This window comes from Pseudomonas sp. GW821-FHT10C09, assembly GCF_059415465.1.
The window spans coordinates 218,678-245,653 of the sequence record NZ_JBWKNG010000006.1 but is presented as its reverse complement, the minus strand read 5'-3'; the positions used below and the strand labels follow the sequence as shown (position 1 = coordinate 245,653).

Annotated in this window: 24 protein-coding genes; 7 read left to right on the top strand and 17 right to left on the bottom strand. The window is 61.2% G+C overall.

Features of this window, described 5'->3' with window-relative positions; all coding sequences use genetic code 11:
• Positions 1-9 precede the first annotated feature (9 nt).
• The 6 genes from AC07N8_RS08215 to AC07N8_RS08190 form a co-directional block, all read right to left on the bottom strand.
• Positions 10-693, bottom strand: a complete 684-nt coding sequence (locus AC07N8_RS08215) for a DUF2491 family protein (RefSeq protein WP_493143017.1) — start codon at positions 691-693, stop codon at positions 10-12.
• Complete coding sequence (locus AC07N8_RS08210) at positions 680-1,714, bottom strand: ion channel (protein ID WP_493143015.1); 1,035 nt, start codon at positions 1,712-1,714, stop codon at positions 680-682. The genes AC07N8_RS08215 and AC07N8_RS08210 overlap by 14 nt, the downstream gene beginning before the upstream one ends.
• Positions 1,715-1,787: 73 nt before the next feature.
• Positions 1,788-2,351 (bottom strand): rhomboid family intramembrane serine protease, encoded by a 564-nt coding sequence (locus tag AC07N8_RS08205; RefSeq protein WP_483843522.1) that lies wholly within the window; start codon positions 2,349-2,351, stop codon positions 1,788-1,790.
• Positions 2,352-2,507: 156 nt separating this feature from the next.
• Entirely contained in the window at positions 2,508-3,206 is a 699-nt protein-coding gene (locus AC07N8_RS08200; RefSeq protein ID WP_483843523.1) for a PspA/IM30 family protein, read from the bottom strand.
• Positions 3,207-3,227: 21 nt separating this feature from the next.
• On the bottom strand, positions 3,228-3,809 hold the full coding sequence (locus tag AC07N8_RS08195; RefSeq protein ID WP_493143031.1) for a YjfI family protein: 582 nt from the start codon (positions 3,807-3,809) through the stop codon (positions 3,228-3,230).
• Positions 3,810-4,043: 234 nt separating this feature from the next.
• A complete protein-coding gene (locus tag AC07N8_RS08190) occupies positions 4,044-4,592 on the bottom strand; it encodes a cysteine hydrolase family protein (protein WP_493143013.1) in 549 nt (182 codons plus the stop codon).
• Between the two features lie 102 nt (positions 4,593-4,694).
• Here AC07N8_RS08190 and AC07N8_RS08185 point away from each other — a divergent pair, with 102 nt between their 5' ends.
• The 3 genes from AC07N8_RS08185 to AC07N8_RS08175 all read left to right on the top strand — a co-directional run bounded on the left by AC07N8_RS08185 (position 4,695) and on the right by AC07N8_RS08175 (position 7,763).
• On the top strand, positions 4,695-5,690 hold the full coding sequence (locus tag AC07N8_RS08185; protein ID WP_493143011.1) for a GlxA family transcriptional regulator: 996 nt from the start codon (positions 4,695-4,697) through the stop codon (positions 5,688-5,690).
• A gap of 215 nt (positions 5,691-5,905) precedes the next feature.
• Positions 5,906-7,015 carry a DUF3182 family protein gene (locus AC07N8_RS08180; protein WP_493143009.1) on the top strand — a complete coding sequence of 370 codons (1,110 nt, stop codon included), beginning with the start codon at positions 5,906-5,908 and terminating at the stop codon, positions 7,013-7,015.
• A complete protein-coding gene (locus AC07N8_RS08175) occupies positions 7,005-7,763 on the top strand; it encodes an alpha/beta hydrolase family protein (protein WP_483843527.1) in 759 nt (252 codons plus the stop codon). The genes AC07N8_RS08180 and AC07N8_RS08175 overlap by 11 nt, the downstream gene beginning before the upstream one ends.
• A gap of 113 nt (positions 7,764-7,876) precedes the next feature.
• On the opposite strand, the gene AC07N8_RS08170 is transcribed toward AC07N8_RS08175, so the two are convergent.
• The 5 genes from AC07N8_RS08170 to AC07N8_RS08150 all read right to left on the bottom strand — a co-directional run bounded on the left by AC07N8_RS08170 (position 7,877) and on the right by AC07N8_RS08150 (position 13,273).
• Positions 7,877-8,863 carry a lysylphosphatidylglycerol synthase domain-containing protein gene (locus tag AC07N8_RS08170; RefSeq protein WP_493143007.1) on the bottom strand — a complete coding sequence of 329 codons (987 nt, stop codon included), beginning with the start codon at positions 8,861-8,863 and terminating at the stop codon, positions 7,877-7,879.
• Entirely contained in the window at positions 8,850-10,145 is a 1,296-nt protein-coding gene (clsB, locus tag AC07N8_RS08165) for a cardiolipin synthase ClsB (protein ID WP_483843529.1), read from the bottom strand. Before clsB ends, AC07N8_RS08170 begins: the two co-directional genes overlap by 14 nt.
• Positions 10,142-10,939, bottom strand: a complete 798-nt coding sequence (locus AC07N8_RS08160; protein WP_483843530.1) for an endonuclease/exonuclease/phosphatase family protein — start codon at positions 10,937-10,939, stop codon at positions 10,142-10,144. Before AC07N8_RS08160 ends, clsB begins: the two co-directional genes overlap by 4 nt.
• Entirely contained in the window at positions 10,936-11,862 is a 927-nt protein-coding gene (locus tag AC07N8_RS08155; RefSeq protein ID WP_483843531.1) for a DUF72 domain-containing protein, read from the bottom strand. The genes AC07N8_RS08160 and AC07N8_RS08155 overlap by 4 nt, the downstream gene beginning before the upstream one ends.
• Positions 11,863-12,073: 211 nt before the next feature.
• Positions 12,074-13,273 carry an MFS transporter gene (locus AC07N8_RS08150; RefSeq protein ID WP_493143005.1) on the bottom strand — a complete coding sequence of 400 codons (1,200 nt, stop codon included), beginning with the start codon at positions 13,271-13,273 and terminating at the stop codon, positions 12,074-12,076.
• Positions 13,274-13,518: 245 nt separating this feature from the next.
• On the opposite strand from AC07N8_RS08150, the gene AC07N8_RS08145 reads away from it, so the two are divergent.
• Positions 13,519-15,642 (top strand): mechanosensitive ion channel family protein, encoded by a 2,124-nt coding sequence (locus AC07N8_RS08145; RefSeq protein ID WP_493143003.1) that lies wholly within the window; start codon positions 13,519-13,521, stop codon positions 15,640-15,642.
• 135 nt (positions 15,643-15,777) lie between these two features.
• On the opposite strand, the gene AC07N8_RS08140 is transcribed toward AC07N8_RS08145, so the two are convergent.
• Positions 15,778-20,094 carry an Lhr family helicase gene (locus tag AC07N8_RS08140; RefSeq protein WP_493143002.1) on the bottom strand — a complete coding sequence of 1,439 codons (4,317 nt, stop codon included), beginning with the start codon at positions 20,092-20,094 and terminating at the stop codon, positions 15,778-15,780.
• Positions 20,095-20,404: 310 nt separating this feature from the next.
• Here AC07N8_RS08140 and AC07N8_RS08135 point away from each other — a divergent pair, with 310 nt between their 5' ends.
• Entirely contained in the window at positions 20,405-21,289 is an 885-nt protein-coding gene (locus AC07N8_RS08135; RefSeq protein WP_483843535.1) for a sugar nucleotide-binding protein, read from the top strand.
• Positions 21,282-22,211, top strand: a complete 930-nt coding sequence (locus tag AC07N8_RS08130; protein ID WP_493142999.1) for an NAD-dependent epimerase/dehydratase family protein — start codon at positions 21,282-21,284, stop codon at positions 22,209-22,211. Before AC07N8_RS08135 ends, AC07N8_RS08130 begins: the two co-directional genes overlap by 8 nt.
• Before the next feature lie 101 nt (positions 22,212-22,312).
• On the opposite strand, the gene AC07N8_RS08125 is transcribed toward AC07N8_RS08130, so the two are convergent.
• From AC07N8_RS08125 to AC07N8_RS08105, 5 genes are all read right to left on the bottom strand, one after another.
• Entirely contained in the window at positions 22,313-23,014 is a 702-nt protein-coding gene (locus tag AC07N8_RS08125; protein ID WP_483843537.1) for an OmpW/AlkL family protein, read from the bottom strand.
• A 222-nt stretch (positions 23,015-23,236) separates the two neighbouring features.
• Positions 23,237-23,755, bottom strand: coding sequence for a DUF3299 domain-containing protein (locus tag AC07N8_RS08120; protein ID WP_027924350.1), 519 nt, complete (start codon positions 23,753-23,755; stop codon positions 23,237-23,239).
• An 11-nt stretch (positions 23,756-23,766) separates the two neighbouring features.
• Entirely contained in the window at positions 23,767-25,032 is a 1,266-nt protein-coding gene (locus AC07N8_RS08115) for an ABC transporter permease (RefSeq protein ID WP_483843538.1), read from the bottom strand.
• A gap of 1 nt (position 25,033) precedes the next feature.
• The gene (locus AC07N8_RS08110; RefSeq protein ID WP_027924348.1) at positions 25,034-25,744 is read right to left on the bottom strand and encodes an ABC transporter ATP-binding protein; all 711 of its coding nucleotides are present in this window, start codon (positions 25,742-25,744) and stop codon (positions 25,034-25,036) included.
• A gap of 130 nt (positions 25,745-25,874) precedes the next feature.
• On the bottom strand, positions 25,875-26,453 hold the full coding sequence (locus AC07N8_RS08105) for a DUF2796 domain-containing protein (protein WP_483843539.1): 579 nt from the start codon (positions 26,451-26,453) through the stop codon (positions 25,875-25,877).
• A gap of 135 nt (positions 26,454-26,588) precedes the next feature.
• Here AC07N8_RS08105 and AC07N8_RS08100 point away from each other — a divergent pair, with 135 nt between their 5' ends.
• The gene (locus tag AC07N8_RS08100) at positions 26,589-26,927 is read left to right on the top strand and encodes a hypothetical protein (RefSeq protein ID WP_493142996.1); all 339 of its coding nucleotides are present in this window, start codon (positions 26,589-26,591) and stop codon (positions 26,925-26,927) included.
• Positions 26,928-26,976 lie beyond the last annotated feature (49 nt).

Genomic DNA, 26,976 nt, shown 5'->3' with positions numbered 1-26,976 from the left:
GCTTCCTTGTTAAAAAGTATTCAGGTCGGTGGTGTACAGCGAGACGCCCAGCGACGTGCTCAAGCTGATGGTGCCTTCAGCGTCTTCTTCGACGGAAAACAGCAGGAATTCCCGGCGATCGGTCAGGCCGGTTTCGCGGGCGTACAGCATCGAACGGTGCTCGATGCTGTAGGACTGCTCCGGGTTTTTCAGCTGTTCGCTTAATGCCACCAATTCTGTCTGGCCATTTTCGGTGCCCCATTCGCGGGTGTATTCGACACCGTTATGGATGTAGGTCGGCAACCCGATCAGGCTTTGCGGGCCGGCCAGCCGACGCAGTTCCGCTTCGCTGCTGATGGTGATGTAGCTGAGGTAATTGAACAGGATCACCGACTCGACCTGGCCGGCGATTTCGCCGGTGGTGTGCACTTGCAGCCAGTACTCTTCGTCGTTCATGTAATAGCGCGACAGCCAGGTCGACTGCCCGAGATCGACGGTGCCGTTGCTCCAGATTTGCTGGGTGCCCGGGATCGTCACTGTGGTATTGCCGTCGAGCAACAACTTCAGAGTCGTGTCGAACATTACCTCTTTGCCCAAGGCCAGGCCCAGCGGGCCTGTGGCGGGTGGCGGGGTTTCGTTGGCGGTCCATTTTGACGGGGTGTTGGTGTCCGTGTTCGGAGCCTCAAGCCCCATCAACTGTTTAAACCATCCCATTGGAAATCTCCTTCAGGCGAGTGGAGGCAATGTAAAAGAGTTCGCCGCCCTGAACGCGCGTGGCGCAGGGCGGATTGATTGAAGGTTGCTGCGCGCCTTTGGCGCGATAGCCGATGAGGGTGGCGTTGTGGCGCTGTTTCATTTGCGCGTACAGATCACCAAACGTCGCCTCATAGGTGTCGGGCAGTTTCATCAGGTATTGAGTGGCGCCTTCACCCACGCACAGCAATTCATTGATGACCACTGACGAGCCGGGGTCCTGAGAGGCGCGCACCAACATCTCGATGGCCATGCTGGAAGTGCATTCCAGGCTGGGCGCGTAGGCGCTGGCGAGCGCGGCGATTTCACTGTCATTGAAATGTGCGACGACATGCCCGACCGGGTTCAGTTGATTGACCGCCAGCACGGTGGCCAGGGTCAAATCGTCTGACGGGGTGCGTACCAGCACGCGCTCGGCGCCGGGAACACCGGCACGCAACAACAATGCCGCGGAAGACAGGCTTTCACCTTTGATGAACTCTGCTTTGCCCGGCATGGGATTTTCTTCAAGGGTGCAATCGCAAATGACGATCAGGTTGTCGTTCGACGTTTCGTCCGTCAGCAACAATTCTATGACCCGTTCGCTGGACGCGCCTTCCCAGCCGATGAGCACGGTATGGCCGACCTTGCCGGTGAAATCGCCTTTACCCTTCATGCCTTTTCTCCAAGCATCGATAACACTGCTGGTGGTTTTGCCGATGGCCGCCGTCAACAGCGCAATGCCGCCGAGCATGACCCAGGTCGCCACGAAAATTCGCCCGGCCGATGTCTGTGGCGCGAGATCGCCATAGCCCACGGTCAGCGTGGTGGTGAGATAGAAGTAGGTGAACGTGGCGGGGGCGGTGAGGTGGTGCTCGCCCAGAAACACCAGGCCCAGCCAGGCTGTGCTCAGGTGTACGCCCAACGCAATCAGCAGGCCCGCCCAGCCAAAACGGTGGAAGAGGGACGAGGCGTACATGCGCAATAACAAAAAAATCGACATGGGGTCCCTGGCTCCGTGGGGGTACTCGTTCCTGGCGATAAAGTCGCGTTGGCATCCGAGTGCTCAAGTGCGCTTACCGGGCAGCATTAAACCTGCTGCGCGGTGCAGATAACAGTACTTTGGCTGCGATAAATCCGGCGAAGGCCCCGAACAGATGCCCTTCGAAGGAAACGCCCCGGCGAGGCAGGAAGCCAAAGATCAGGCCGCCATACAACAGCGCCACGACGCCCGCGGTGAGCACATTGCTCCAGCTTTTCTGGAACCAGGCGCGCGCCAGAATGTACGCCCACAGCCCGAACACCCAGCCGCTGGCGCCAATGTGTACCCCCGCAAAGCCGAACAGCCAGACCAGCGAGCCGCCCAGCAGAATAATGATGGCGCTGACCGCCATGAAACGATTGAGCCCTTCCACCATCACCAGCGTGCCCAGGACCAAAAAGGCCACGAGGTTGGCGCTCAGGTGCGAGAAGGACGCGTGTAAAAAAGGTGAAGTGACGATGCCGAGCAGTCCATGCACGGTTCGCGGGATCAGGCCGAAGGCCATAAGGCTGTAGCCGGTCGCCGCGTTGATCACTTGCAGCGCGACCATGAAGATGGCCAGGCCGGCGATTAGCTTGAAACCCTTCAGGGCATCCATCCGTGACCTCTATTCGACAAAACTGAAACGCAATCCCTGACGTGGGAGCGAGCCTGCTCGCGAAGACGGTGTGTCAGTCGGCAAAAATGTCGACTGACAGATTGCTTTCGCGAGCAGGCTCGCTCCCACAGGTTTTGCGTCTGGCGCCTGGGACGATTACTCGGCCGATTTCTGCTTCAGGCGTTCCAGGATCGCATTGGCGCTGCCTTCGTTCGGCGTGATGCCGGCTTCGCGCAGTTTGCGTTCCAGATCGGTACCGGTCGATGCGTCGGCCAGTTCGTCCTGCGCTTGCAGTTCAGCGGCGCGTTGCTGCTGCTTGGCCTGCAAACGGTTCAGGGTGCCGACGGCAGTTTCCAGTTTGCCGTTGGCGCCGCCGCTGGCGATGGAGGCGCTGACCTGGGCTTTCTGTACGCTTTCACGCGCCTTGGCCATGTCCACTTGCTGGCGCAGGCTCTTGATGCGGTTTTCGGCCTTGGTGATGTCTTTGCGCATGTTTTCCGCGTAACCACCGAATTCAGTGGCCTGCTTTTGCTCGACATCCAGTTCGTTGGTCAGGGTCGAAATCGCTTCGGCCACTTCCATCGCCAGGTCTTCGCGGTTGGCCTGGATCGCGGCCATGGCCTTGGATTCCAGGTCCTTGATTTTGGCGTTGTACTCGCTGACGCGGTCGGCCGACAGCTTGTGCTTGGCCATGATGGTGATCAGCTCACGCTTGGCGTTGGCCAGCGCGCTGTCTGCATCGCGAATTTCCTGATCAAGGATGCGCAGGGCCTGCTGGTCGACGATGGATTCGCCCACTTCAGTGGCGCCGCCGCGCAGTGCGGTGAACAATTTGCTCCAGATGGACTGAGTCATTGGATCTTCCTTTCCTGATAATTACTTGAAGAAGCGTTCGAAGGCTTCGCTGGCACGCTGGACGTTGTCGACCAGGGTTTTCACCTCGGTCACCACGTTGGTCAGGCTGGAGTCAGAACTCAGCGCGCCGAACATGTTGTAAACGACCTGGCCGTTGGGCATGGACTCGATACCGATCGAGGACAGCGGGAACATTTCCCGGCTGCGCAGCACGGCATCGTTGAAGGCTGGCACGTCGCGGATGGACTCGACGTCGACCAGAACGGTGTCAACGATGATCTGATCGCCCACCACCGCGATGTAAATCGGCAAGCCACCGAAATCGTTCATTTCCAGCTTGATGCTGGACTCGGAGCCTTGAACAAGGGAAAGGGTTATGTCGTTCGAAACCACTTCGTCGAGGGCCTTCAGGGCGTTGTAGAGGCTATCGATGTTCCAGTTGTTGCCTGCGCTCATGTAATTCTCCGACATGAATGAGCCAGCCAGAATCGGTTGGCGTAGCTGTTGCTCCATCTGCTTGAGCAAGCTTCGGTTTTCGGGAAGCACCCAAGATTCGTGTTTCACATAACCGGCGGCTGCCAGGCCCGCGCGCATCTGCTTCATGTAGAAGCTCGATGGTTTTTTCGCGGACGGTTTCGTGCGGCTTTGCATGGCAGTGACTCCGTTGTGAAAATCTCACGCGTGAGAAACCCTACGCCCAATCCTCATCGTCATCAATGACTCACGCGTGAGTTTTTTCTGCCATACGCCAAAAGGCCCGCTGCATGGCGGGCCCTGTGGTATTTCAAAGTATTTCCCGACCGTTAATGAAGGTTGGGCTATTCACATTTACCGCGTTTAATCACGCAGGAACTCATCGGTGGACACCACGTTGGCGTAGGCAAAACCCAAGGCCGACATGAACGCCGCATGAACATGGGCGGCCGGCACGGTAACGCCGTTGAATTCCAGGTCACGGCTGGCACAGGCGTCATGAATCACCGTGACGCTGTAGCCAAAATCCGCCGCCGCACGGGTGATGCCATCGACGCACATGTGGCTCATGCTGCCGACTACCACCAATTCCTTGATCCCTTGTTCATCGAGGATCGATTTCAAATCGGTTTCGCGGAACGAGTTGACGAAGTGCTTGAGGACCACGGGCTCATTGGCGAGGTTGAGCACTTTGGGGTGCAGCTTTGCGCCTTCTGAACCGGGGGTAAAGAACGGTGCCTCTTCGGAGGTGAATTCGTGGCGGATGTGCACCACCGAATCACCGGCCTCACGAAAAGCCTTGAGCAAACGAACGGCGTTATCTGCCGCGGCGTCAGCGCCGACCAGCGGCCACTTGCCTTGTGGGAAGTAGTCGTTTTGGATATCAACTACGATGAGTGCTTGCTTGGCCATGACTGTTTCCTCGAAGTGCTTGTTGGGTGTGGAATGAAGTATTGGGCTTGGCGGGCCGTCCGAGGATTGGCCGCACCGACAATAGAAGGGGGAAAACTGACAATGGACGCAGAAAGGGCAATCGCCGAACTGGGCGTGCTGATTTATCCCGGCGCGCAGATGGCGGCGGTGCATGGTCTGACGGACCTGTTCGACGTGGCTAACCGGATCGCCGCGGAGCATCAGTCGGCGCGGTTGCCGCTGCTGCGGATCAGCCATTGGCAGGTTGAAGGCGATCAGGCCCCGGTTCGGGTCTACGACAGTCATCCGGCGCCGGACTCGGCCTTGGTGGCGGTGTTGATCCCGCCGTCGATCGCCAGTTTTTACCCCGGTCAGGTGCCTCAGGCGTTGCTCCAATGGGTTCGTCAGCAGCACGCGAACGGCGCGACCCTCGGTGGCGTCTGCGTGGGCTCGATTCTCCTGGCTGAAAGCGGCCTGCTCGATGGCCGCAGCGCCACCGCACACTGGACCTCGGCCAAAACTTTCGCCGAGCGTTACCCGGCGATCAAGCTCAAGGCTGATACGCCGATTGTCGACGACGGCGACCTGATCACCACGGCCGGGCTGATGGCCTGGTCAGAGTTGGGACTGCGCCTGGTGGACCGTTTGCTCGGGCCAAGCATTGCGACTGGCACCGCACGTTTTCTGGTGGTGGAACACAGTGACAGCGCCAGTGAGTGCGGCAGCAACTTTGCGCCGATTCTCAGCCATGGCGACGCGTCGATTCTCAAGGTCCAGCATTGGCTGCAGAGTACCGGCGCGACTGATGTGTCGCTGACCACCATGGCCGAGCGGGCAGGGCTGGAGGAGCGCACGTTCCTGCGTCGGTTCCGCGCGGCGACCGGGCTTAAACCGACTGAATACTGCCAGCACCTGCGGGTCGGCAAGGCTCGGGAAATGCTTGAGTTCACCAATGGCACCATCGATCACATTGCGTGGACCGTGGGGTACCAGGACCCGAGTGCGTTTCGGGCGACGTTCAAGAAAATTACCGGGCTGGCGCCGAGTGATTACCGAACGCGGTTCGGTGTGTCGCCGACGGCTGCCGTGCCACGCTAGCCGCATCACCTCAAATCCCCTTGTGGGATCGGTGCTGAGTTTGAATCGTGCAAATTGCAGGAGAGGAATCGACTGTCGTGCAGAATAAAACAGGCCTGATGCCATTACCTTTTCGGCAACTATCTGATTTGAAAGTTGTTTGCGGCACCCGCCGCTTGGCCTGATCTCTGCACCGTTCCCTCAACACTCATCAAGCGCCAATTGAAGGGGGACGCATGACCCCAACAAGCCGCAAAAAACTGGTGGTCGCCCATTCCGTGCACCCCGATGCGCCACAGCATGAAGTCGAAACCAATCGTGCCCTGGCCCGTTGGCTGGCGCAGATTCTGGGCCTTAAATATGGCGGCAGTTTTGATCAGCAACTGCATGACGGCCGTGATCTCTACCTGCTGCCGACCCAGACCCTGATAGGCGCCGCTGCCGCCCGGCAAATGGGCGTCAAAGGGCCGGAGGATTTGTGGGGCGGTTATGTCGACCACGATTTCATCTGCACCAAGGCCATCAGCCATGGCTTGCTCAACAAAAATGCGTACGCCCCGCCAGGCTGGTCACCGCTGTTTTCCGAGCGCGTGCGCAACGTGGTGCTGGATGGCCTCAGCGTGTTCTCCCTCGACGATGCGCGGCCCGCCGCCGAACACTTGCTCTACAACGGCCCGATCCGTCTCAAGCCGGTACATGCCTGCGCTGGGCGGGGACAGGAAGTGATTGAAAGTCTCGACCAGTTTGACGCCGTCCTCGCCAGACCCGATGCCAACAAGCTGTTCACCGAAGGCGTAGTGTTGGAGCAGGACCTGAGCAACGTGATAACCCACAGTGTCGGCCAGAGTTTTATCGGCGACACCGTGCTGAGTTACTGCGGTGATCAATACTTGATCGAAGACGGGCAGGGTGAGTTGGTCTATGGCGGTTCCAACCTGCTGGTGGTGCCGGGTTATTACGAGGACCTGCTCAAGCTGCCGTTGCCGGATGACGTGCGATTGGCGATCCAGCAAGCCCAAGTGTTTGACAGCGCCGCCGATGAGGCCTATCCCGGTTTCTATGCATCCCGGCGCAACTACGACATTGTCCAGGGCCTGGACAGTAACGGCAAGCAGCGCAGCGGTGTGCTGGAACAATCGTGGCGCATGGGCGGTGCCAGCAGCGCGGAAGTGGCTGCATTGCAGAGCTTCGTCAACGATCCGCGGATGCGCGCGATTCGCGTGTCATCCGTCGAAACCTACATCGATCAACCGTTGCCGGCGGACGCCATCGAGGTGTACCGCGGTCCTGCGGAAAACAGTGACTTTCTTCTCAAGTACGTAACGGTCAAATCCTATGACGGCTAGAAGCGAAACCATTCAGATCGACATCGACGATGAACAGATGAGCGGGACTTTTCTCAGCCCCAAATCCAAGGTCCCCGGCGTGCTGTTTGTGCACGGTTGGGGCGGCAGTCAGGAGCGGGACCTGGAGCGGGCCAAAGGCATCGCCGGTCTAGGCTGCGTGTGCCTGACATTCGACTTGCGCGGGCACACCGGTGGCACCGGGATCCCGCTGACACGCGTCACCCGTGAAGACAACTTGCGCGACCTGCTGGCGGCGTACGACCGGCTGCTCGCGCACCCGGCGCTCGACACGTCGGCCATCGCCGTGGTCGGCACCAGTTATGGCGGTTACCTGGCCGCGATCCTGACGTCATTACGCCCGGTGCGCTGGCTGGCGCTGCGGGTGCCGGCGCTGTACCGCGACGATCAGTGGCACACGCCCAAGCGTGAGCTGGACAAGGCTGATCTGCGCGATTACCGCAGCACGTTGATCCGTGCCGACAGCAACCGGGCATTGCATGCTTGCTCGCAATTCACCGGTGATGTGCTGCTGGTTGAATCCGAGACTGACGAGTACGTGCCCCACGCCGCCATCATGAGTTACCGCGCGGCCTGTCAGCAGACCCATTCGCTGACCCACCGGATTATCGACGGCGCCGATCACGCCTTGAGCGACCCGGTTTCGCAGCAGGCGTACACCTCGATCCTGGTGGACTGGATTACCGAAATGGTGGTGGGTGAGCGGTTGAGCATTATTCAGTCCAGCTGAGATTTGCAGTGTCCTTCAGGTCATTCGCGAGCAGGCTCGCTCCCACATTTGTAATGCATTCCCCTGTAGGAGCGAGCCTGCTCGCGAAGGCGGCGCTCGACTCACCACATACCTCAAGAAGGTTTCTTCGAGATCCGCAACGACTTGGCCTTGGCCTCAACCACCAGATACATCACCAACGTAATCAGCAACGGCAGGATGAAATAAATCGCCCGGTACGCCAGCAATCCCGCCACCAGGCTCCCCCGCGAAACCTCATGTTGCAGCAGCGCCACAAACACCGCCTCCAGCACCCCAAGCCCCGCCGGAATATGCGTAATGACCCCGGCGATGGCGCTGATCAGCAACACCCCCAGTACCAGTGGATAATCCAGTTTGCTCGGCAACAAGGTAAAAATTACCGCCGCCATCAACGACCAGTTCAGCGCCCCCAGTGCCAGTTGCAGCACCGCCATGCGCAGCGATGGCAGGTTGATTTCCACCCCGCGAATCGCCCACTCCCGACGTTTGGAAAACCGGCAAGCGGCCAGGTAACCCGCGCTCACCAGCAGCAGCACCACGCCGACGCCTTGCAATGCATCGCTGCTGAGTTTCCAGCCGGGCGGCATGCGCACCAGGCCGCTGCTGAACACCGCGCCGGCAATCACCATGTAGCCGAACCAGTTGGTCGCGAGGCTCAAACCGAGGATTTTCGCGATGTTGCCCTTGCTCACGCCCAGCCGTGAATACAGGCGGTAGCGCATGGCGATGCCGCCCACCCATGCGCTCAGATTAAGGTTGAAGGCATAGCTGATGATCCCCACCGGCAGGATCTGTTTCCACGTCAGGTCCTGGCGAATGTAGGTGCGGCCGATCAGATCAAAACACGCGTACACCAGAAAACTGACCAGCGTCAGCCCGGAGGCGATAACCAGCGTGCGCACTTTGAAATCCGCCAGGGTGTCGAAGACTTCATTCCATTCGAGACGCTGGGCAAGCATCGTCAGCAAAACGATCAGCGCCAGGAAAAACAGCATCGTCAAGGGACGCTTCCAACGACTCCACCGGGTTTTCGCCGGGTGCTCGGCGTGTGTCGGCGAATGAGCTTCAGCGCGGGACATGGTGATCGCTCCCGGTCGCGTGGCTGAAGGGCTTCAGGCGCGGCTTGTGGGCCGGCAGCCAACCCGCCCATGCCGGGAAATGCCGCAGGAAGTGAAACACCAGAAAGCCGACCGTCATGTGCCAGATGCGTCCGCGTGGGGCCGTGTCGACGGACATCGCTTTGCAGTGGTTGTCGCTCAGGTGTTCAAGGCGCTCGAACAGCGTGCGGTTGAACGCACGGTCGCGGATCAGCACGTTGGCCTCCAGGTTCATCGACAGGCTCAGCGGGTCGAGGTTGCTCGAACCGACGGTGCTCCAGTCCTCATCGACCAGCGCGACTTTGCCGTGCAGCGGCCGCTCGCAATACTCGTGAATCTGCACGCCTGACTTGAGCAGATAGTCGTAGGTCATGCGCGCCGCGAGCTTGGCCACCAGCATGTCCGGCTGCCCTTGAAGAATCAGCCGCACATCGACGCCACGGCGCGCCGCGTTGCGGATCTCGCGCAACAAGCGAAAGCCGGGAAAGAAGTAGGCGTTGGCGATCACCACGCGGCGTTGGGCCGTGCGCAGCGCCAATCGGTAAACCTCTTCGATGTCGGTGCGATGGTCGCCATTGTCGCGGTACACCAGCCGAACCTGGCCATCATGATCGTTGACCGCCAGCTCCGAGCGCCGCTGCCGACGTCGCTGCCACCAGTATTTGGCCCGGGCCGGGCGACCGCATTGCAGCAGCGCGAAGTGATGAATGTCGGCCACTGCCGGGCCTTGCACCTCAACCGAATAATCCTGTTTGGCCTCGGGGCCGAAGTCGCCCAAATGGTCGGCGGAAAAGTTGATCCCGCCGATGAAGGCAATCGTGCCGTCGACCACCACGATCTTGCGGTGCAGCCGACGGAACCAGTTGGTGCGAATGCCCAGGTGCTTTGGCGCTGGATCGAATATCTGGATGTGAACGCCGGCCTCGCTCAACGCGGCGAGGTACCCGGTGCTCAATTCGCCGCAGCCAAAACCATCGAGACTGGCGGTGACGCGCACACCGCGCCGGGCCGCATCGATCAGCACTTGCTGCAGCTCGTTGCCGACCTTGTCCTCGAACACGATGAAGGTTTCCAGGAGGATTTCCGTGGTGGCCTGACGCATGGCCTCGAACACTCTCGGGAAATACGCTTCACCGTTTTCCAGCAACTCCACCCGGTTGTTGCCTTGCCAGCCGTAATCGACATCGACCACGCCGGGTTTACCGGTGGTCGGCGGGACGGACACGTGTTCCACGCGGGTTTCTTGCATCGACGGGATGCTCATAGCTCGATCTCCACCGACAGCGGTGCATGGTCGGAAAGGTGTGACCAGGGGCGGGCGGCCAGCACCTGCGGACGGTGGGCCTTGAGGTTGCGCACGTAGATGCGGTCCAGTCGAAGTGCCGGCATTCGCGCCGGAAAACTGCGCGCCGGTTTGCCGTGATGCTCGGCGAACACTTCGCGCAGGCCGCACGGCTTGAGCAGCACATCGGCGCGCTGGCGCCAGTCATTGAAGTCCCCGGCCACGATTACCGGCGCATCGTCCGGCAGCTCTGCCAAACGCCGGGTCAACAACTTGAGTTGTTCCGTGCGATGGGTTTCGCGCAGTCCCAGGTGCACGCAGATGGCATGGATTTCCTGGCCATCACCGGGCAAGCGCAGCACGCAATGCAGGAGGCCACGGTTTTCGTGGCCGCTGATCGACACGTCCAGGTTGTCATGGCGAATGATCTGGAATTTCGACAACAGCGCATTGCCGTGATCGCCGGCCGGGTAGACCGCGTTGCGCCCATAAGCGAACTGCGGCCACAAAGTGTCGGCCAGGAATTCGTATTGCGGCATCGCCGGCCAGTTGCTGTAGCGCATGGGATGCTGTTCATGAGCGCCGTGGACTTCCTGCAAAAACACTACGTCGGCGGACACGCTGCGCACTGCTTCACGCAATTCCGGCAGGATGAATCGCCGGTTCAGCGCGGTAAAACCTTTGTGCGTATTGACCGTCAGCACGGTGAAGCGGCGCACGGCGGTGAGAGTCGGGGACGGCTCATCCGCTGCGTCGAGCGGCTCGGGAATATTCATGGCAGCACGCCTTCGGCTGCGGGCTCACCGGGAGCGGTGGCGAGTTGGTTGTCGAGATGGAAACGTTCAAGCAAGTGCCGCGCATCGAAGGGTGCGCGGACCTTGATGTCGTTATCGAAATAGCAGAACACCTCGCGGGATTTGCGCGCCTTGGGTTTCTGCCGAGGTGCGATCAAGTGCGCGTCCGACGGTTGCTGGCCATGCACCCAGGCGTCGATCCGGTCGCCCCAGCGTTTCAGCGCCTGCGGGGTATAGCCGCTGGCGTAGAGCTCTTCGGCACCGTGCAGGCGCAGGTAGACGAAATCGCTGGTGAGGTCTTCGCGGTACGGCCATTTGCCCGCCGTATCGGCAATCACCAGCGCGGCGTTGTAGCGTTTGAGCAATTGGATAAACGCGGGGTCGACGAAGCTTTCGTTCCTGATTTCCACGGCATGACGCACGGGGTGTTTCTTGTGAGCCTTGAGGCTGGCGTGGCCATTGACGTGCGAATCATGCTGGCGGGCGAGGGCGGCCGCTTGTTGGGTGTCGTGGGGTAGTTGTTCGAGGAAGCTTTCGAACACATCGGCATCGAATTTGAAGTTGGGCGGGAATTGCCAGAGGATCGGGCCGAGCTTTTCCTTGAGCTCCAGCACCCCGGAGGCGAAGAAGTTCGCCAGGGGGTGATGGATATCCCGCAGGCGCTTGATGTGGGTAATGAAGCGCGGGCCTTTGACGCTGAAGACGAAACCCGGCGGGGTGTCGGCGTACCACTCGGCGTAACGTTCCGGCCGTTGCAAGGCGTAAAACGAGCCATTGATTTCAATGCTGTTGACCGCCCGCGAGGCGAATTGCAATTCGCGCTTTTGGGTCAACCCCTTCGGGTAGAAATCCCCCCGCCACGGCGCATAACGCCAGCCTGAAATACCAATATGAATCGCCGCCATGTCGCCTCCCGCCTGATGGTCCTCGGACAGCCCTGTCTTTGGATGACTGCCGGGCGGGCGAGAAAGTTTCGACAGGGCTACAGACGGTACGGCCTCACACAAATCAAATGTGGGAGCGAGCCTGCTCGCGAAGACGGAGTGTCAGTCAACATATTCGGCGACTGACCCACCGCTATCGCGAGCAAGCTCGCTCCCACAGGGGTCAGGTTAATCAATGTCCTGCGACGATTCGGGTTGAGCCTTGATACACCGGCCCCAACCGATCAAGCCGACCGCTCCACTCCGTCAGCGCCAATGCCACCAACACCACCAGACCACCGATCCACGCGGTATGAATCAACCCCATGTGCGCAACGATCAACCCACCACCCCACGCGCCACCGGCAATACCGAGGTTGAACGCCGCAATGTTCAGTCCAGACGCCACGTCTACTGCCTGTGGCGTGTGATGTTCAGCCTGACGCACCACATACACTTGCAGGCCCGGTACGTTGCCGAAGGCGACGGCGCCCCAGACCAGCACCGTAGCCAACGCCAGCCATGGATTACCGGCGGTAAACGTCAACACGAACAGTACGGCGGCGAGCAAGGCGAAGATGATTTTCAGCGCGCTGATCGGACCACGTTTGTCCGCCAGTTTGCCGCCCCAGATGTTCCCCACCGCCACCGAAACGCCGTAGACCAGCAACACCAGGCTGACCGTGCCGGCGCTGAAGCCGGAAATGTCCTGAAGAATCGGCGCCAGGAAGGTAAACGCGATGAACGAACCGCCGTAGCCGACCGCCGTCATGGCGTACACCAGCAACAGGCGCGGTTGCTTGAGCACCTGCAATTGTTGCAACAGCGAAGCGGGTTTGCTGTGGGCGATGTTTTTCGGCACGTAGATCAGGCTGCCGATGAAGGCGATCACACCCAAGGCCGACACCGCGAGGAAAGTTTCACGCCAGCCGAAATGCTGGCCAATGAACGTCCCCAACGGTACGCCGGTGACCAATGCCACAGTCAGGCCAGTGAACATGATGGCGATCGCACTGGCGGCTTTTTCCTTGGGCACCAGACTGGTGGCGATGGTCGAGCCAATCGAGAAAAACACCCCGTGGGCCAGCCCGGTGACGATCCGCGCAATGATCAGCGACTCGTAGCTCGGTGCTTGCCAGGCCAGCAGGTTGCCGAGGGTAAACAGCACCATCAGCGACAACAGCAGCATTTTGCGCGGGACTTTGCCGGTCAGGGCGGTCAGCACCGGGGCGCCGATGGCCACGCCCAGGGCGTAGAGGCTGACCAGCAGGCCAGCGGACGGCAGGCTGACGCCAAGGTCGGCGCCGATGGTGGGTAACAGGCCAACGATGACGAACTCGGTCGTCCCGATGGCGAAGGCGCTGAGGGTCAGCGCGAGCAAGGCAATGGGCATGACTGCAACTCCGGTGGGTTTGAGTGAATGGAGCGCAGTGTCGGGGTTGCGGTCGTGCGGAAAAATACAGGGAGGAGCATTTGATATTTGCGTTAAGGTCAAATATCGACAGTGCTATACAGTTATTTGTGGGAGCTAGCTTGCTCCCACAAGGAATCGCGTAGTCCTTATCCCGCGGCCAAAACCGAACTTGCCCGCTATTTTCAGATCAGTTTCTTACAGACTTTTCGACGGAGCTTCCCGTTTTGCTCAAGTTCAAGACTGCGATTTCGCTGGCGCTACTTCTGTTCACTTGCAGCCTCGGGCTGCACGCCGCGACGCTGCCGGGCCTGCCTGCGACCAGCACCGCCGCGACGCCACCGGCTCACCCGGAACCGTTGGTCCAGGGTGGTTTGCTCGGGGCGATCAGTTCGAGCATCGATCAGGTCGAGAGCAAACTCGATCTCAACGAAGACCTGGTCGACGCCTGGCGTCTGCGCGCCGACCGTGCGGCGGACGAAGTGGATCAATTGGTCAATCGTCCCTCGGCGCGTTCCAGCTGGAGTGTGGCGGGGGATTTCCTGATTTTGTCCGGTGTATGGATGAGCGTCTTTGCGATGCTCTGGCTGCTCGGCGGGATGCTCGCCACACGACTGAGCCAACACCGCTTGCTGCTCACCCGTGAACGCGGCCAGGCCGTGCTCGGGTATGTATTGCCGTTCAGCCTGCCGGCGCTTATCAGCCTGCCGTTGACGATTTTTGTCAGTCACTACCTGCCGGTGTCCGCCGGTCGGGCGCTGGCCTTGTGTTTCGCCTACGCCACCAGCAGCGGCATTTTCGCCGCCTCGCTGGTGCTCACATTGGTGGTCCTGTTCAACACCGGGCATAAGCGCCGGGCGGTGCAGATCCTTCGTAATTACACCCCGCGCCCACTGTTTGGCATCGGCTTTCTCGTCGCTCTCAGCGATGCCTTGACCAGCCCGCAGATCGCCCACCAATTGGGTAACAACCTGACCAGCAGTATCGCGGTATTTACCGGGTTGGGGGCTTCGATTTCCTTTGGTCTGCTGGTGATCAAGATGCGCCGCCCGGTCGCGCATCTGATCCGCATTCTGCCGCTCGCCCAACGCCTCAAGCAGCCGGCATTGCGCGAGACGCTGCGAATTTTTTCGGGGCTTTGGTATTGGCCGATTCTGTTGATGGTGATGGTCTCGGTCATGAACCTGATCAGCATCAGCGATGACAATCAGCAGGTGCTGCGCAGCGCACTGTTCACCACCGTGTTGTTGATCGCCACGGTGTTTCTCAGCACCACGTTGCATCACGTGTTCAAGACCCGCAGCGAGCAAGCGGCGCGTCGCAGCAATGCTTATAAAGAGCGTTTCCTGAGCCTGTCACATGCCTTGCTGCGGATCGGCATGGCGATTGTGTTCATCGACATCCTGGGGCGTATCTGGGGTGTGTCACTCCTGGAATTCGCGATGAGCAACACGGTCGGGCGCGCGATCAGTGACTCGCTGAGCCGCATCGGCCTGATCTTCCTGGTGACCTGGATGGTCTGGGTGGTGCTCGACACGGCGATTCAGGAAGCCCTGAAACCGCCGGTCAACAAACGCTCCGCACGCCAGCCGAGTACGCGGGTGAAAACCATCCTGCCGCTGCTGCGCAATGCGATCAAAATCCTCCTGGTGGTGATCTGTGCGATCACCACCATGGCCAACCTGGGGATCAATGTCGCGCCGTTCCTGGCCGGTGCCGGGGTGGTGGGGCTGGCCATCGGTTTCGGCTCCCAGCAACTGGTGCAGGACGTCATCACCGGGCTGTTCATCATCATCGAAGACACCTTGTCGATTGGTGATTGGGTGGTGCTCGATTCCGGGCATGCCGGCACGGTCGAGGGCCTGACCATCCGCACCCTGCGCCTGCGTGACGGCAAGGGTTTTGTGCACTCGGTGCCGTTCGGCCAGATCAAGGCAGTAACCAACCAGTCCCGGCAGTTTGCCTATGCGTTCTTCTCGGTGCAGTTCACCTACGATACCGACGTCGACAAGGCGATCGAGCTGATCCGCGAGGCCGGGCATTCGATCAGCGACGACCCGTTTCTCAAGTACAACCTGCAAGGGCCGCTCGACGTATTCGGCGTCGACAAAATGGACCTTAACGGCGTGGTGCTGACGGCCCAGTTCCGTACCGTGTCGGGGGGACAATATGCGGTGAGCCGGGCGTTTAACCAGCGTTTGAAAAAGCTTGTGGATAACAGCCCGTGGGTGCATTTCGCGCAGACTTATCCACAGCAGGTTTTTATGCCGAAGCGGCAGGTGGATGGTGAGGGCGAGTTGGCGCAGGAGCATTCGGCGGTGTTGCTGCCGGATCAGCTTAGAACCCAGTGATTTGTGGTGAGGCTGATGGCACCTTCGCGAGCAGGCTCGCTCCCACATTGAATCTCCAGTGAACACAGAATTTGTGAACGACAGAGATCCCCTGTGGGAGCGAGCCTGCTCGCGAAGAGGCCGGTGCAGATACCCTCAATGCCGGATCAATTTGCTATGCAATTCAGCACTCGATACCTGATCCAGCTCCAGCCAAAAATGCGGCTTGCCGGCAATCTCCGCCGCCGCCGGCAATCCGTCGCGGTACACCAGCCGATTACTCGCCAACGCCGGCACCTTTGCCCCCGGCAACAGCGTCCCGGCCAGGTTCAGCGGATCAACCCCGCACACCGCAATCAAACTCCCGTCATGCGGCCGTCGACGTACTTCGCGCAACAACGGAATCGCCTCGGGCAACGCAAACTGTTCACCGGCCAAGCCACTGACAAACCGCCCGCCACGTATCTCGCCCCGCGCCTCCAGCCGATGAAAGGTGCGCAGCAATTCGCGCCAGCTCGGCAGCCAATCCGCCTCCCGTTCCAGCAAACGCCAGAACACCACGCCGTAGCGTCGCAGCAACGTCATGGCGATGTGTTCCAGTGTGTCGACAGGCGTGGGCGCCGGACGTGGGTTATCCACAACCGGCGCGGCCGGCCCGCGACGTAACAAGGCCCAGCGCCCGGCATCGTCCATACCTCCGACAAACGCTCCGCGCCCGCGTCGACTGCTGCGATTCTGGCGTTTGCTGGCCGGGGTGATCAGCGCCCGTAAGCCGGCGAAGCTGTCGGCATTCACCAGCCCGGCGCCGACCAGTTCTTGCAAGGCGATTTCCAGTTCTGCGCGCAACAGATGAGCTTCGTGAATCAGCTCATCGAAAAACAGCGCGCCGTGCTGGCTGAGCGCCTCGTGAACCTTTTGTGTTTTGGGCGACAGATCGCTGACCGCTGTCTGCTCGGTCAAGCCGCTCCATAAGCCGACCTGACTGCGCGGCAGCAGCAGAATCGGCGTGCTGCGCAGCGCGGTGCTGGCGCTTTTGTTGTGAGCGGTCAGACGGGTCCAGACCAGTTTGCCGCTGCGGCACAGATCGTCCAGCCAACCCGGCGAAAAGTCTTTGATCCGCGCCGGCAGGATGTCGCTGTCCCACGCCGATGCGGCGGCGGGGTAGCCTTCGAACTGACTGATGATCGCCGGCAAAACCGCGCTGCCCTGGCCCTGAGTCGCCGCCGACAAGTGCTGCCAGTCGAACAGGAAACGCATGAAATCCTGCAGCGCCACCGGCTCGATTTCCCGGCGCAACCGCTTGACGGTGTAGCGGTGAATGCGCGCCAGCAGATGCCGCTCGCACCATTGCTCATCGCCCGCGCCCGGCGTGAACTGGCCGCGCAATACGTAACCTTCGCGTTCCAGTTGCGCCAAGGCCTGGGTGACGCGATTGGCCGCCAATCCAAGCGGTTCGGCAATCGCTGTGAGTGGCAATGGCCCGAATGCACTGAGCCGAGCGCGAATGACTTCAACGATGGCTTCTTCTGGCGCCCAAATCTCATCAAAACCGGGCAACGCTTGCAGTGCCGGCAACAAAATGACCTGTGGATGAATTGCCTGCCAACAAGTCAGCCGCTCCAGGGCCAGCCACAGCGATTGCCCGGCATTGATCTGCAAGCGGCTGGCGCGACCGCTGTCGGCCAGGGCGTTAAGCCAGTCGAGCCAGTGCGCATTGGCCTGCGCCTCGGCATCGGTGATGCACGCAAGACTCATCAACGCCTCGTGCATTTCATCGACGCCGGTGGGTGTCGGCCAGGCCTCATCGCGTACCGCTTGAATCGCCTCGGCATCCAGCGCGCCGAGGTCGTCGGTGGACTGTGGGTCGGTCCAGCGCCGGTTGAGCACGGCTTGCGTGCGGCGCTCTTCCAGCGGCGCGTCGTCGAGAAAGGTGTAGGGCCGGGCGCTGAGGATTTCCGCTGCCAGCGGGGAGGGCGCCGGCAAGTCGCGACTGATCAGCCGCACGTCGCCACGTTCCATGCGCCGCAACAGCGCCAGCCAGCCTTCGCTGTCCATCGCCTCGTGCAGGCAATCGTCGAGGGTCTGTTCCACCAGCGGATGGTCGGGGATTTCACGCTCGCCGGCGAGGTTTTCCACGCAGGCAATCTGATCCGGAAAGACGCTGGCGATCAGGTCTTCACTCTTCATCCGCTGGATCTGCGGCGCCACTTTGCGTCCGCCGCTGTAGCGCGGCAGGGCCAGGGCGACTCCGGTATTCCAGCGCCAGCGCACGCCGAACAGCGGCGCGTCGAGCACCGCTTGAATCAGGATGTGCTCGGCGCTGTTGCTGTGCAGGTAACGCCAGACGTCGTCGAGTTCAAAACTGTGGCTGGTGGACAGCGACAGCACGATGGCGTCTTCGCTGGCGGCGGCCTGCAATTCGAAGTTGAACGTGCGGCAGAAACGCTTGCGCAGGGCCAGTCCCCAAGCGCGATTGATGCGGCTGCCGAACGGGGTGTGGATGATCAGTTGCGTGCCGCCGGACTCGTCGAAAAACCGTTCCATCAGCAGCGTGTCTTGTGACGGCAGGGCGCCAAGGGTCAGGCGCGCACGAGCGAGGTAATCCGTCAGTTGCTCGGCGCTGGCGAGGTTCAGGCCGAGGGTGTCGGTCAGCCAGTCGAGGGCCGGTTGCAGGTTGCCCGGTGTGGCGCCGAGCAGTTCGTCGAGGTGTGCTTGCAAGCGCGCGACGGCAGATGACAATTCAGCGCTGCGTCCCGGCGCTTCGCCGAGCCAGAACGGAATGGTCGGCGGTTGGCCCTGAGCGTCTTCGACCCGGACCTTGCCGGTGTCGACCCGCAGGATTCGATAAGAGGTGTTGCCCAGCTGGAACACGTCCCCGGCGATGCTTTCCACCGCGAAGTCTTCGTTGACGCTGCCGATGTTCAGCCCTTGGGGTTCCAGCAACACGCTGTAGTCGGCGTTGTCCGGAATCGTCCCGCCACTGGTGACGGCGGTCAGCTTGGCGCCCCGGCGACCGCGCAGGGTGCGGGTCACGGCGTCGCGGTGCAGGTACGCGCTGCGGATGCCCTGGCGCCCGTTGTAACCCTCGGCGAGCATGTGCAGCAGCGCCTGATAGTGTTTTTCGTCGAGCCCGGCATACGGCGACGCTTTGCGGAACGTCTCCAGTAGCGCCTGTTCCGGCCATTCCTGGCAACTCACTTCGGCGATGATTTGCTGTGCGAGCACGTCCAGCGGCGCGGTGGGAATCTGCAACGTGTCGAGTTCGCCGCGCCGCACGCAATCAAGCAGCGCGGCGCATTCGATCAGGTCGTCGCGGGTGGTGGCGAACAAGCGGCCCTTGGGCGTACCGCCGACCTGGTGCCCGGAGCGACCCACTCTTTGCAGAAACCCGGAAATCGTGCGCGGCGAGGCGATTTGGCACACCAGGTCGACATCGCCAATGTCGATGCCCAACTCCAGCGAAGCGGTGGCGATCAGCACTTGCAGATCACCGCGCTTGAGCCTTTGTTCGGCGTCCAGGCGAAACTCTTTGGCCAGGCTGCCGTGGTGCGCGGCGACCGCGTCCTTGCCGAGGCGTTCGCTCAGATGCCGACTCAAGCGTTCGGCGAGGCGCCGGGTGTTGACGAAAATCAGCGTGGTCCGGTGCTCGCGGGCGAGGGCGGCGAGGCGATCGTAGACCAATTCCCAGACGTCATTGGCCATCACCGCCGACAACGGCACGGGCGGTACTTCGATGCCCAGGTCCCGTGGGCGGGCGTGGCCGATGTCGACGATGGCGCAAGGACGGTCGCGGCCGACCAGAAAGCGCGACACCGCTTCGATGGGTTTTTGCGTGGCGGACAGGCCGATGCGCACCAGCGGTTCCGCGCACAACGCCTGCAGCCGTTCAAGGCTCAGGGCCAGATGGCTGCCGCGTTTGCTGGCGGCGATGGCGTGGATTTCATCGACGATGACCGTGCGTGTGGTGCCGAGCATCTGCCTCCCGGAATCGGAGCCGAGCAGCACGTAAAGCGATTCCGGGGTGGTCACCAGAATGTGCGGCGCGGTCTTGCGCATGGCCGAGCGGTCTTTCTGCGGAGTGTCGCCGGTGCGCACGGCGGTGTTGATCTGCAATTGGGGCAGGCCCATCGCCCGTAATTGCCCGGTAATTCCGGCCAGCGGGTTTTGCAGGTTGATCTGGATGTCGTTGGACAAGGCCTTGAGCGGCGAGACATAGACCACCAGGGTTTCGTCCGGTAGCCCGTCGTCGGTTTCCAGACCGCGGTGAACCAGGTCGTCGATGACGGCGAGGAAAGCGGTAAGGGTTTTACCGGACCCGGTGGGCGCGGCGATCAGGGTCGAGTGGCGCTGACGAATCAACGGCCACGCCTGGGCCTGGGCGGCGGTGACCGTCGGGAAGGTGCTGCTGAACCAGGCGCTGACGGCGGGGTGGAAGCCTGCCAGGGCGCTGTCCGTGGGGATTGGCAGATTCATGAAGTGATTTATGCGGGTGGGATGGGCAAGTTGCAAGTACCGCTCGGGATCTATATTGACCCCTCTGGCCCCTTCGCGAGCAGGCTCGCTCCCACAGTGGATCGGTGCATCAACACGAATCCCCTGTGGGAGCGAGCCTGCTCGCGAAGGGGCCCATAGCCGCACCACAAATCCCGGGGATCTACACTTTACGGATGACGGTTGCGCACTAAACCCGCAAAATGCAACGATTCCGGCAACTATCAACGGCATTGCCCGCGGGCCGTGCCGATACAGCCATCGTTCCAATCAGACTGGGCCTGCTGACTCTATGCGAATGCGCCTTATGTTACTGGGCGGCGGAAATGCCCTTGGGCAGGCGCTGATTCGCCTCGGTGCGGAGGAAGACATCGGTTTCCTCGCCCCCCGCCCCCCGCAAGACGGCTGGGATGCCGCGAGCCTGACGCAACTGCTCGACGACACCCGTCCGGACGCGCTGATCAACCTCGCCTACTACTTCGACTGGTTTCAGGCGGAAGCGGTCAGCGAGCAACGTCTGGCCGGGCAGGAGCGTGCAGTCGAGCGTCTGGCCGAACTGTGCCAGCATCACAACATCGTTTTGCTGCAGCCCTCGAGCTATCGCGTGTTCGATGGCTCCCGTGCCACCGCCTACAGCGAAAAAGATGAGCCGGTGCCACTGGGCCTGCGCGGTCAGGCGCTGTGGCGCATCGAACAAAGTGTTCGCGCGACCTGCCCGCAGCACGTCTTGCTACGTTTCGGCTGGCTGCTCGATGACAGCCCTGACGGCTCGCTCGGGCGTTTCCTTGCTCGGGCCGAAACACCCGACGAACTGCTGCTGGCCGACGACCGCCGGGGCAACCCGACCCCGGTCGACGATGCGGCACGGGTGATCATCTCGGTGCTCAAGCAACTCGATTGTGCAGCGCCGCTGTGGGGCACCTATCATTACGCCGGGCATGAGGCGACCACGCCGCTGGCGCTGGGGCAGGCCATCCTGACCGAAGCACGCAGCCTGCATCCGCTGGCCATCGAGGCACCGACCGCCCAGGCGCACGCCGCGCGCGCGGATGCCGCCGAAGAGCCGCAACACGCGGTGCTGGCCTGCAAGAAAATTTTGCACACCTTCGGGATCAAGCCTCGCGCCTGGCGCGCGGCACTCCCGGGCTTACTGGACAGGTTTTATCGCCATGGCTGACGGACCCGTTTTAATCACCGGCGGCGCCGGTTTCATCGGCTCGCACCTGACCGACGCCTTGCTCGCCAAGGGTCATTCGGTGCGCATTCTCGATGACCTGTCCACCGGCAAACGCAGCAACCTGCCGCTGGATAACCCCAAGCTTGAATTGATCGTCGGCGACGTCGCCGATGCTGCGCTGGTGGCTCAGGCGATGCTCGGTTGCAGCGCTGTGGCGCACCTGGCTGCGGTGGCGTCGGTACAGGCCTCGGTGGATGATCCGGTGAAGACTCACCAGAGCAACTTCATCAGTTCGCTGAATGTCTGCGAAGCCATGCGCCAGGCTGGCGTCAAGCGTGTGCTGTTTGCCTCCAGTGCGGCGGTTTACGGCAACAATGGCGAAGGTGAATCGATCGATGAAGACACCGCTAAAGCACCGCTGACGCCGTATGCGTCGGACAAACTGGCGAGCGAGTACTACTTCGATTTCTATCGGCGCCAGCATGCACTGGAACCGGTGATTTTCCGCTTCTTCAACATCTTCGGCCCGCGTCAGGACCCGTCCTCGCCGTATTCCGGGGTGATCAGCATTTTCAGCGAGCGGGCACACAAAGGCCTGCCGATCACCGTGTTCGGCGATGGCGAGCAAACGCGCGACTTCGTCTATGTCGAAGATCTGGTGGACCTGCTGGTGCAAGCCATCGAAAAACCACAGGTTGAAGTCGGCGCAGTGAATGTCGGCTGGAACCAGGCGACCAGCCTCAAGCAAATGCTGCTGGCACTGGAAGCGGTGGTGGGCGAGTTGCCGCCGATCAGCTACAGCCCGGCGCGTTCTGGCGATATCCGCCATTCCCGGGCGAACAACCAGCGTTTGCTGCAGCGCTTCAGCTTCCGCGAGCAGACACCGATGAGTGTTGGCTTGGCACGGCTGCTGGGACGCTGAGTTTTTTACAGCCACAAAAAAGGCGCCTGTTGAGGCGCCTTTTTTGTTGCCGGTGTAGTACTTGTGGCGAGGGAGCAAGCTCCCTCGCCACAAAGACTTTCTTAGAACTTGTAACCCAGGCCAACCATGTAAATGAACGGGTCCACGTCGACATTGACCTTGGCACGTGTGCCAGGCGCCAGCGAGTCGTTTTCGACCGTTGCGCGGGTGTCGATGTCGATGTAGCGCACCTGGGCGTTGATCAAGATGTTGTCAGTGATCATGTAGTCAGCACCGACCTGAAACGCCAGGCCCCACGAATTTTCAGCTTCGAAATTGCTGAAACCCTTGGCCTGCGCTTCGCTGCCGACGTGTTCGTCATAAATCACGGTGTAGTTGATACCGGCGCCGAGGTACGGCTGGAAATCGGATTTCGAGTCCAGCGGGTAGTACACGACGCTCAAGGTCGGCGGCAGGTGTTTCAGGGTGCCGAGTTTACCGTTGGCCGCTGAACCCAAGGCAGTGCCTTTGAGTTTCACATCATGTTCGAACGGGGTGGCCGCCAGCAGCTCGATACCCCAGTGTGGGTCAATCATGTAGGCAAAGTTCAGGCCCAACTGCGTGTCGCTGTCCATGGTGGCTTTGCCGCCCAGGTTGGTACCGGCCAGCGGGCCTTGGTCGACCTTGACGCTGGAGCTGTCGGCTTTCGGGTTAACGGTGATGGCACCGGCACGAATGAGGATGTCGCCGGCCTCGAAGGCGTGGGCGAGCGGGGCTGTGAGCGCTAAGGCAAACAGCGAGGCGCTGAGCAAGGACTTGTGCATGGAGGGCTCCAGAGGACGTTAAAAATTTTCGATGTCCAATGGTACAAAGCGCTCTGATACGGTCTTTTGATTCAGCTCAATGAAACTGTGATGGGGTTGGTTTTTGGGGTGGGTTTGAGGGCCCCATCGCGAGCAGGCTCACTCCTACAGGATTTAGGTGATCCCTGTGGGAGCGAGCCTGCTCGCGAAAGCTATCTGATGGACGACACAGAACTGCCGGATTCACTCCGGCAATTCATACACATAAATCTTGTCCGCCTCCATCTGATACCCGGCATCCGCCAGCTCGCTGGTCGAGGCCTTGACCTGCATCGCCCCCTCGATCCAGTACGGCTGATACAGCTCATCCAGCTTCACGCCGACTTCGCTTTTAACATGCACGATCTGGTTCGACGGCGGTGGCGGTACGTGGATGCAGGCGCCGAAGTACGGCACCAGCAGAAAATCCGTGGTCCGTCCGTCTTCACTCACTTCCAGCGGCACGATATAGCCCGGCAGGCGAATGTTCTGGCCATCCAGACTCTTCACCACCGGTGCATTCGGCATGTCCTGTTTGGCGGCAGGCGCCGACTCGGCCGCCAGGGTGCTGCTCATCTGCGACAAGTCATGCAGGGGCGTCATGTTCGGCACTTCCGGCGCGGCGTCCGGCGGGATCATTTCTGACCAGGTCAGGTCTTTCGGCTCGGCCGCCCACAGGGGCAGGGCGACCAGCATCAGCAGCGCGAGTACGGCGCGGGGCATGTTCAACGTCCTCATAGTCGGATCGACAGGCCATCGGCCAACGATTGGCGATACGCGCGCCAGGCCGGCACGCTGCCCATCAGCAAAGCGGCGATCAGGATGCCACCGAGCAGCGTCCATTCATACTCGCTCGGCCACGCCAGCGGCAGGTACAAGCCGTAATTGGCTTGCACGTAACCCTGGGCGGCGGCGATGCACACATACAGCAACGCCACGCCGGCGATCACCCCGGACAGCGCCAACGCAAATGCCTCCAGCACCAGCAAGGTCGCGATGTGCCACGGTCGGGCGCCCACCGAGCGCAGAATTGCCATCTCGCGTCGGCGTTCATTCAGGCTGGTGAGAATCGCCGTGAGCATGCCGATCAACCCGGTCAGCACCACGAACAGCGAGACCACAAACAAGGCTTTTTCCGCCGTGCTCATCAGGCTCCACAACTCTTGCAGCGCCACGCCGGGGAGGATCGCCAGCATCGGCTCACCGCGGAATTCGTTGATCTCGCGTTGCACCGCAAACGTCGAAATCTTGCTGTTGAGGCCGAGCATGAATGCCGTGATCGCTTGCGGCGTGAGGTCCATGTTGCGCGCCTGATCGGCGCTGATCCGGCCTTCACCTCGGGCCGGCACGCCGTTGTGCCAGTCGATGTGAATCGCTTCCATGCCGCCGAGGCTGATGTGCAACGTGCGGTCCACCGGGGTGCCGGTGCGCTTGAGAATGCCGACCACGGTAAACGGTTTGTCGTCGTGCTTGACCAGGCTGATCACCGCCACGCCGTGGGACAGCACCAGTTTGTCGCCGAGTTTGTAGTGCAGCGCATCGGCGACTTCCGCACCGAGCACCACTTCAAACGGATCGGTAGCGAAGGCGCGGCCGTCGGCCAGTTCCAGGTGTTGCTGGTGGCCGTACTGGTAATGCTCGAAGTAGGCCTCGGTGGTGCCCATCACCCGGTAACCGCGATGGGAATCGCCGAGGGACATCGGAATCGCCCACTTCACTTTCGGGTTGTTGGCGAAGTGTTCGAAGCTGTCCCAGCGAATGTTGTTGGTGGCGTTGCCGATCCGGAACACGGAATACAGCAGCAGGTTCACCGAACCCGAACGCGCGCCAACGATCAGGTCGGTGCCGCTGATGGTGCTGGCGAAACTGGCTTTGGCTTCGGTGCGCACGCGCTCGACCGCCAACAGCAGGCACACCGACAGGGCGATGGCGAACGCGGTGAGAATCGCGGTGAAGCGCCGGTTAGCCAGACTGGCCATGGCTAGACGAAACAAATACATCTCAGACCTCGGACGGGGTGGCGGCGCGATTGAGTTCGGCCAGCGACAGGTTGCGATCGAACAGCGGCGCGAGGCTCTGGTCATGGCTGACAAACAACAGGCTCGACCCGGCTTCTCGGCATTCGGCGAACAACAGGCGAATGAAGTTTTCCCGGGCGTCGTAGTCCAGCGCCGACGTCGGCTCATCGGCGATGACCAGTTCCGGCTGGCCGATCAGCGCTCGTGCTGCGGCCACGCGTTGTTGCTGACCGATGGACAGCGAGTCGGCGCGGCGGCTGAGGATGCTTTCATCCTTCAAACCCAAATGGGCGAGGAGGGTGGCCGCGGCCTGATCGACGCTGCCGTGGCGCTGTTTCGCCCGTTCGGCGCGCAGTTTGGAGAAGTGGCAGGGCAGTTCGACGTTCTCGCGCACCGACAGGAATGGCAGCAAATTGAATTGCTGGAAGATGTAACCGGTGTGGTCGACGCGGAAGCGGTCGCGGGCGCCGGCACCGAGTTCGGTCAATTCCTGGCCGAGCAGGCGAATGCTGCCGCGATCAGGTTTCTGCACGCCACCGAGCAGGCCCAGCAGAGTGGTTTTGCCACTGCCGCTCGGGCCTTTGAGGAACAGGGTTTCGCCAGGCTCCAGGCGAAACGCCGGGATGTCCAGCAACGGCGGGTGACCGGGCCAGCTGAAGCCCAGGTCGGACAGTTCGATGAGTGCTTGGGTCATGGCGCCGATTTCACAAATGTTGGACCTGTGTAGGAGCCGGCTTGCTGGCGATAAACGATAACGCGGTTTCATTGACAGACCGCGGCGTGGCGATCGCCAGCAAGCCGGCTCCTACAGGAATAGGGTGATTTCAGAATTTCAGGGCCGCGGCCTTGGCGGTCACTTCAACACCTTGCTGCCCGCTCGGGCCGATCAGTTGTACCTGAATTTTCTGGGTGGCCGGGAACGTGTTGAAGAGGGTAGCCAGGTCCAGGGTTTTCAGGGCGCCGGGAGCTGCGCAGGTGAATTGATAGTGCGCGTGGATTTCGCTGTGGTCGTGGTGATGTTCGTCCTTGGCATCTGCATCGTGATCATCGTCGGCGTCCGGCTTGTCACCGAACAGCGGGCTTTCCAGTTCCTGCATGGCAACCACGCAACCGGCGGCTTTCGGCAGGTTAAACAGCGCCAGCGGTTTCTCCAGCTGCGCACGGACGGCGGCGACCTTGGCTTTGTCGGCATCCGTGGTGGCCGCGTGTTCGAAACCCACCAGGTTCATCGCCGGGCTTTCCAGTTCCAGCTCCAGGGTCTGGCCGTCCAGTGCTGCGTTCAAGCGGCCGACGCCATGTTCGTGGGCGCCGAGACTGCCGTGCTCATGATCATGTTCATCGGCGGCGTGGGCGACGGCCAACGGCAACAAGGCAAACGGCAAAGCGAGCAGCAGACGACGCATGGGGGGTCTCCGGAAAGTAAAGTGAAGAGTTTGTTATGTAATCTTATAACGTAAGTGCGGGGAGTTTGACCGGCTACTTGGCGTTGCACAAGTCCCATGGGAGCATGCAGGTCAGAAATGTGCAGGAGCGGACTTATGTTGCGAATTCGCGGAAGCATCGGCGACTGGCCGGTGGATTTGACGCTGGAGATGGATGACGGCGACTGGGCGAAGCTCGGCGCGCAGTTGCAGGTAAGCAAGCCCGAGGCCAGTGTCGCCCCGGCCAAACCGGTGACTCAGGATGAGGCGCTGTGGCAGATCGCCAAGGACCTGCTGCGCCAGGCCGGGCAATTGAGCGGGCCGGATTTGCTCGATCAGCTGGAAGGGCTGACCGGCAGCGCGGCGTCGGGCAAACGCCTGTTGGTGCGGTTGCGCCATTGCCCGGATGTGAAGGTGGAAAGCGGCGCGGATACGCCGATGTACCGCTGGTTGTAGGAGCCGGCTTGCTGGCGATGCAGACGCTGCGTTTCATCAGGTGAACCGC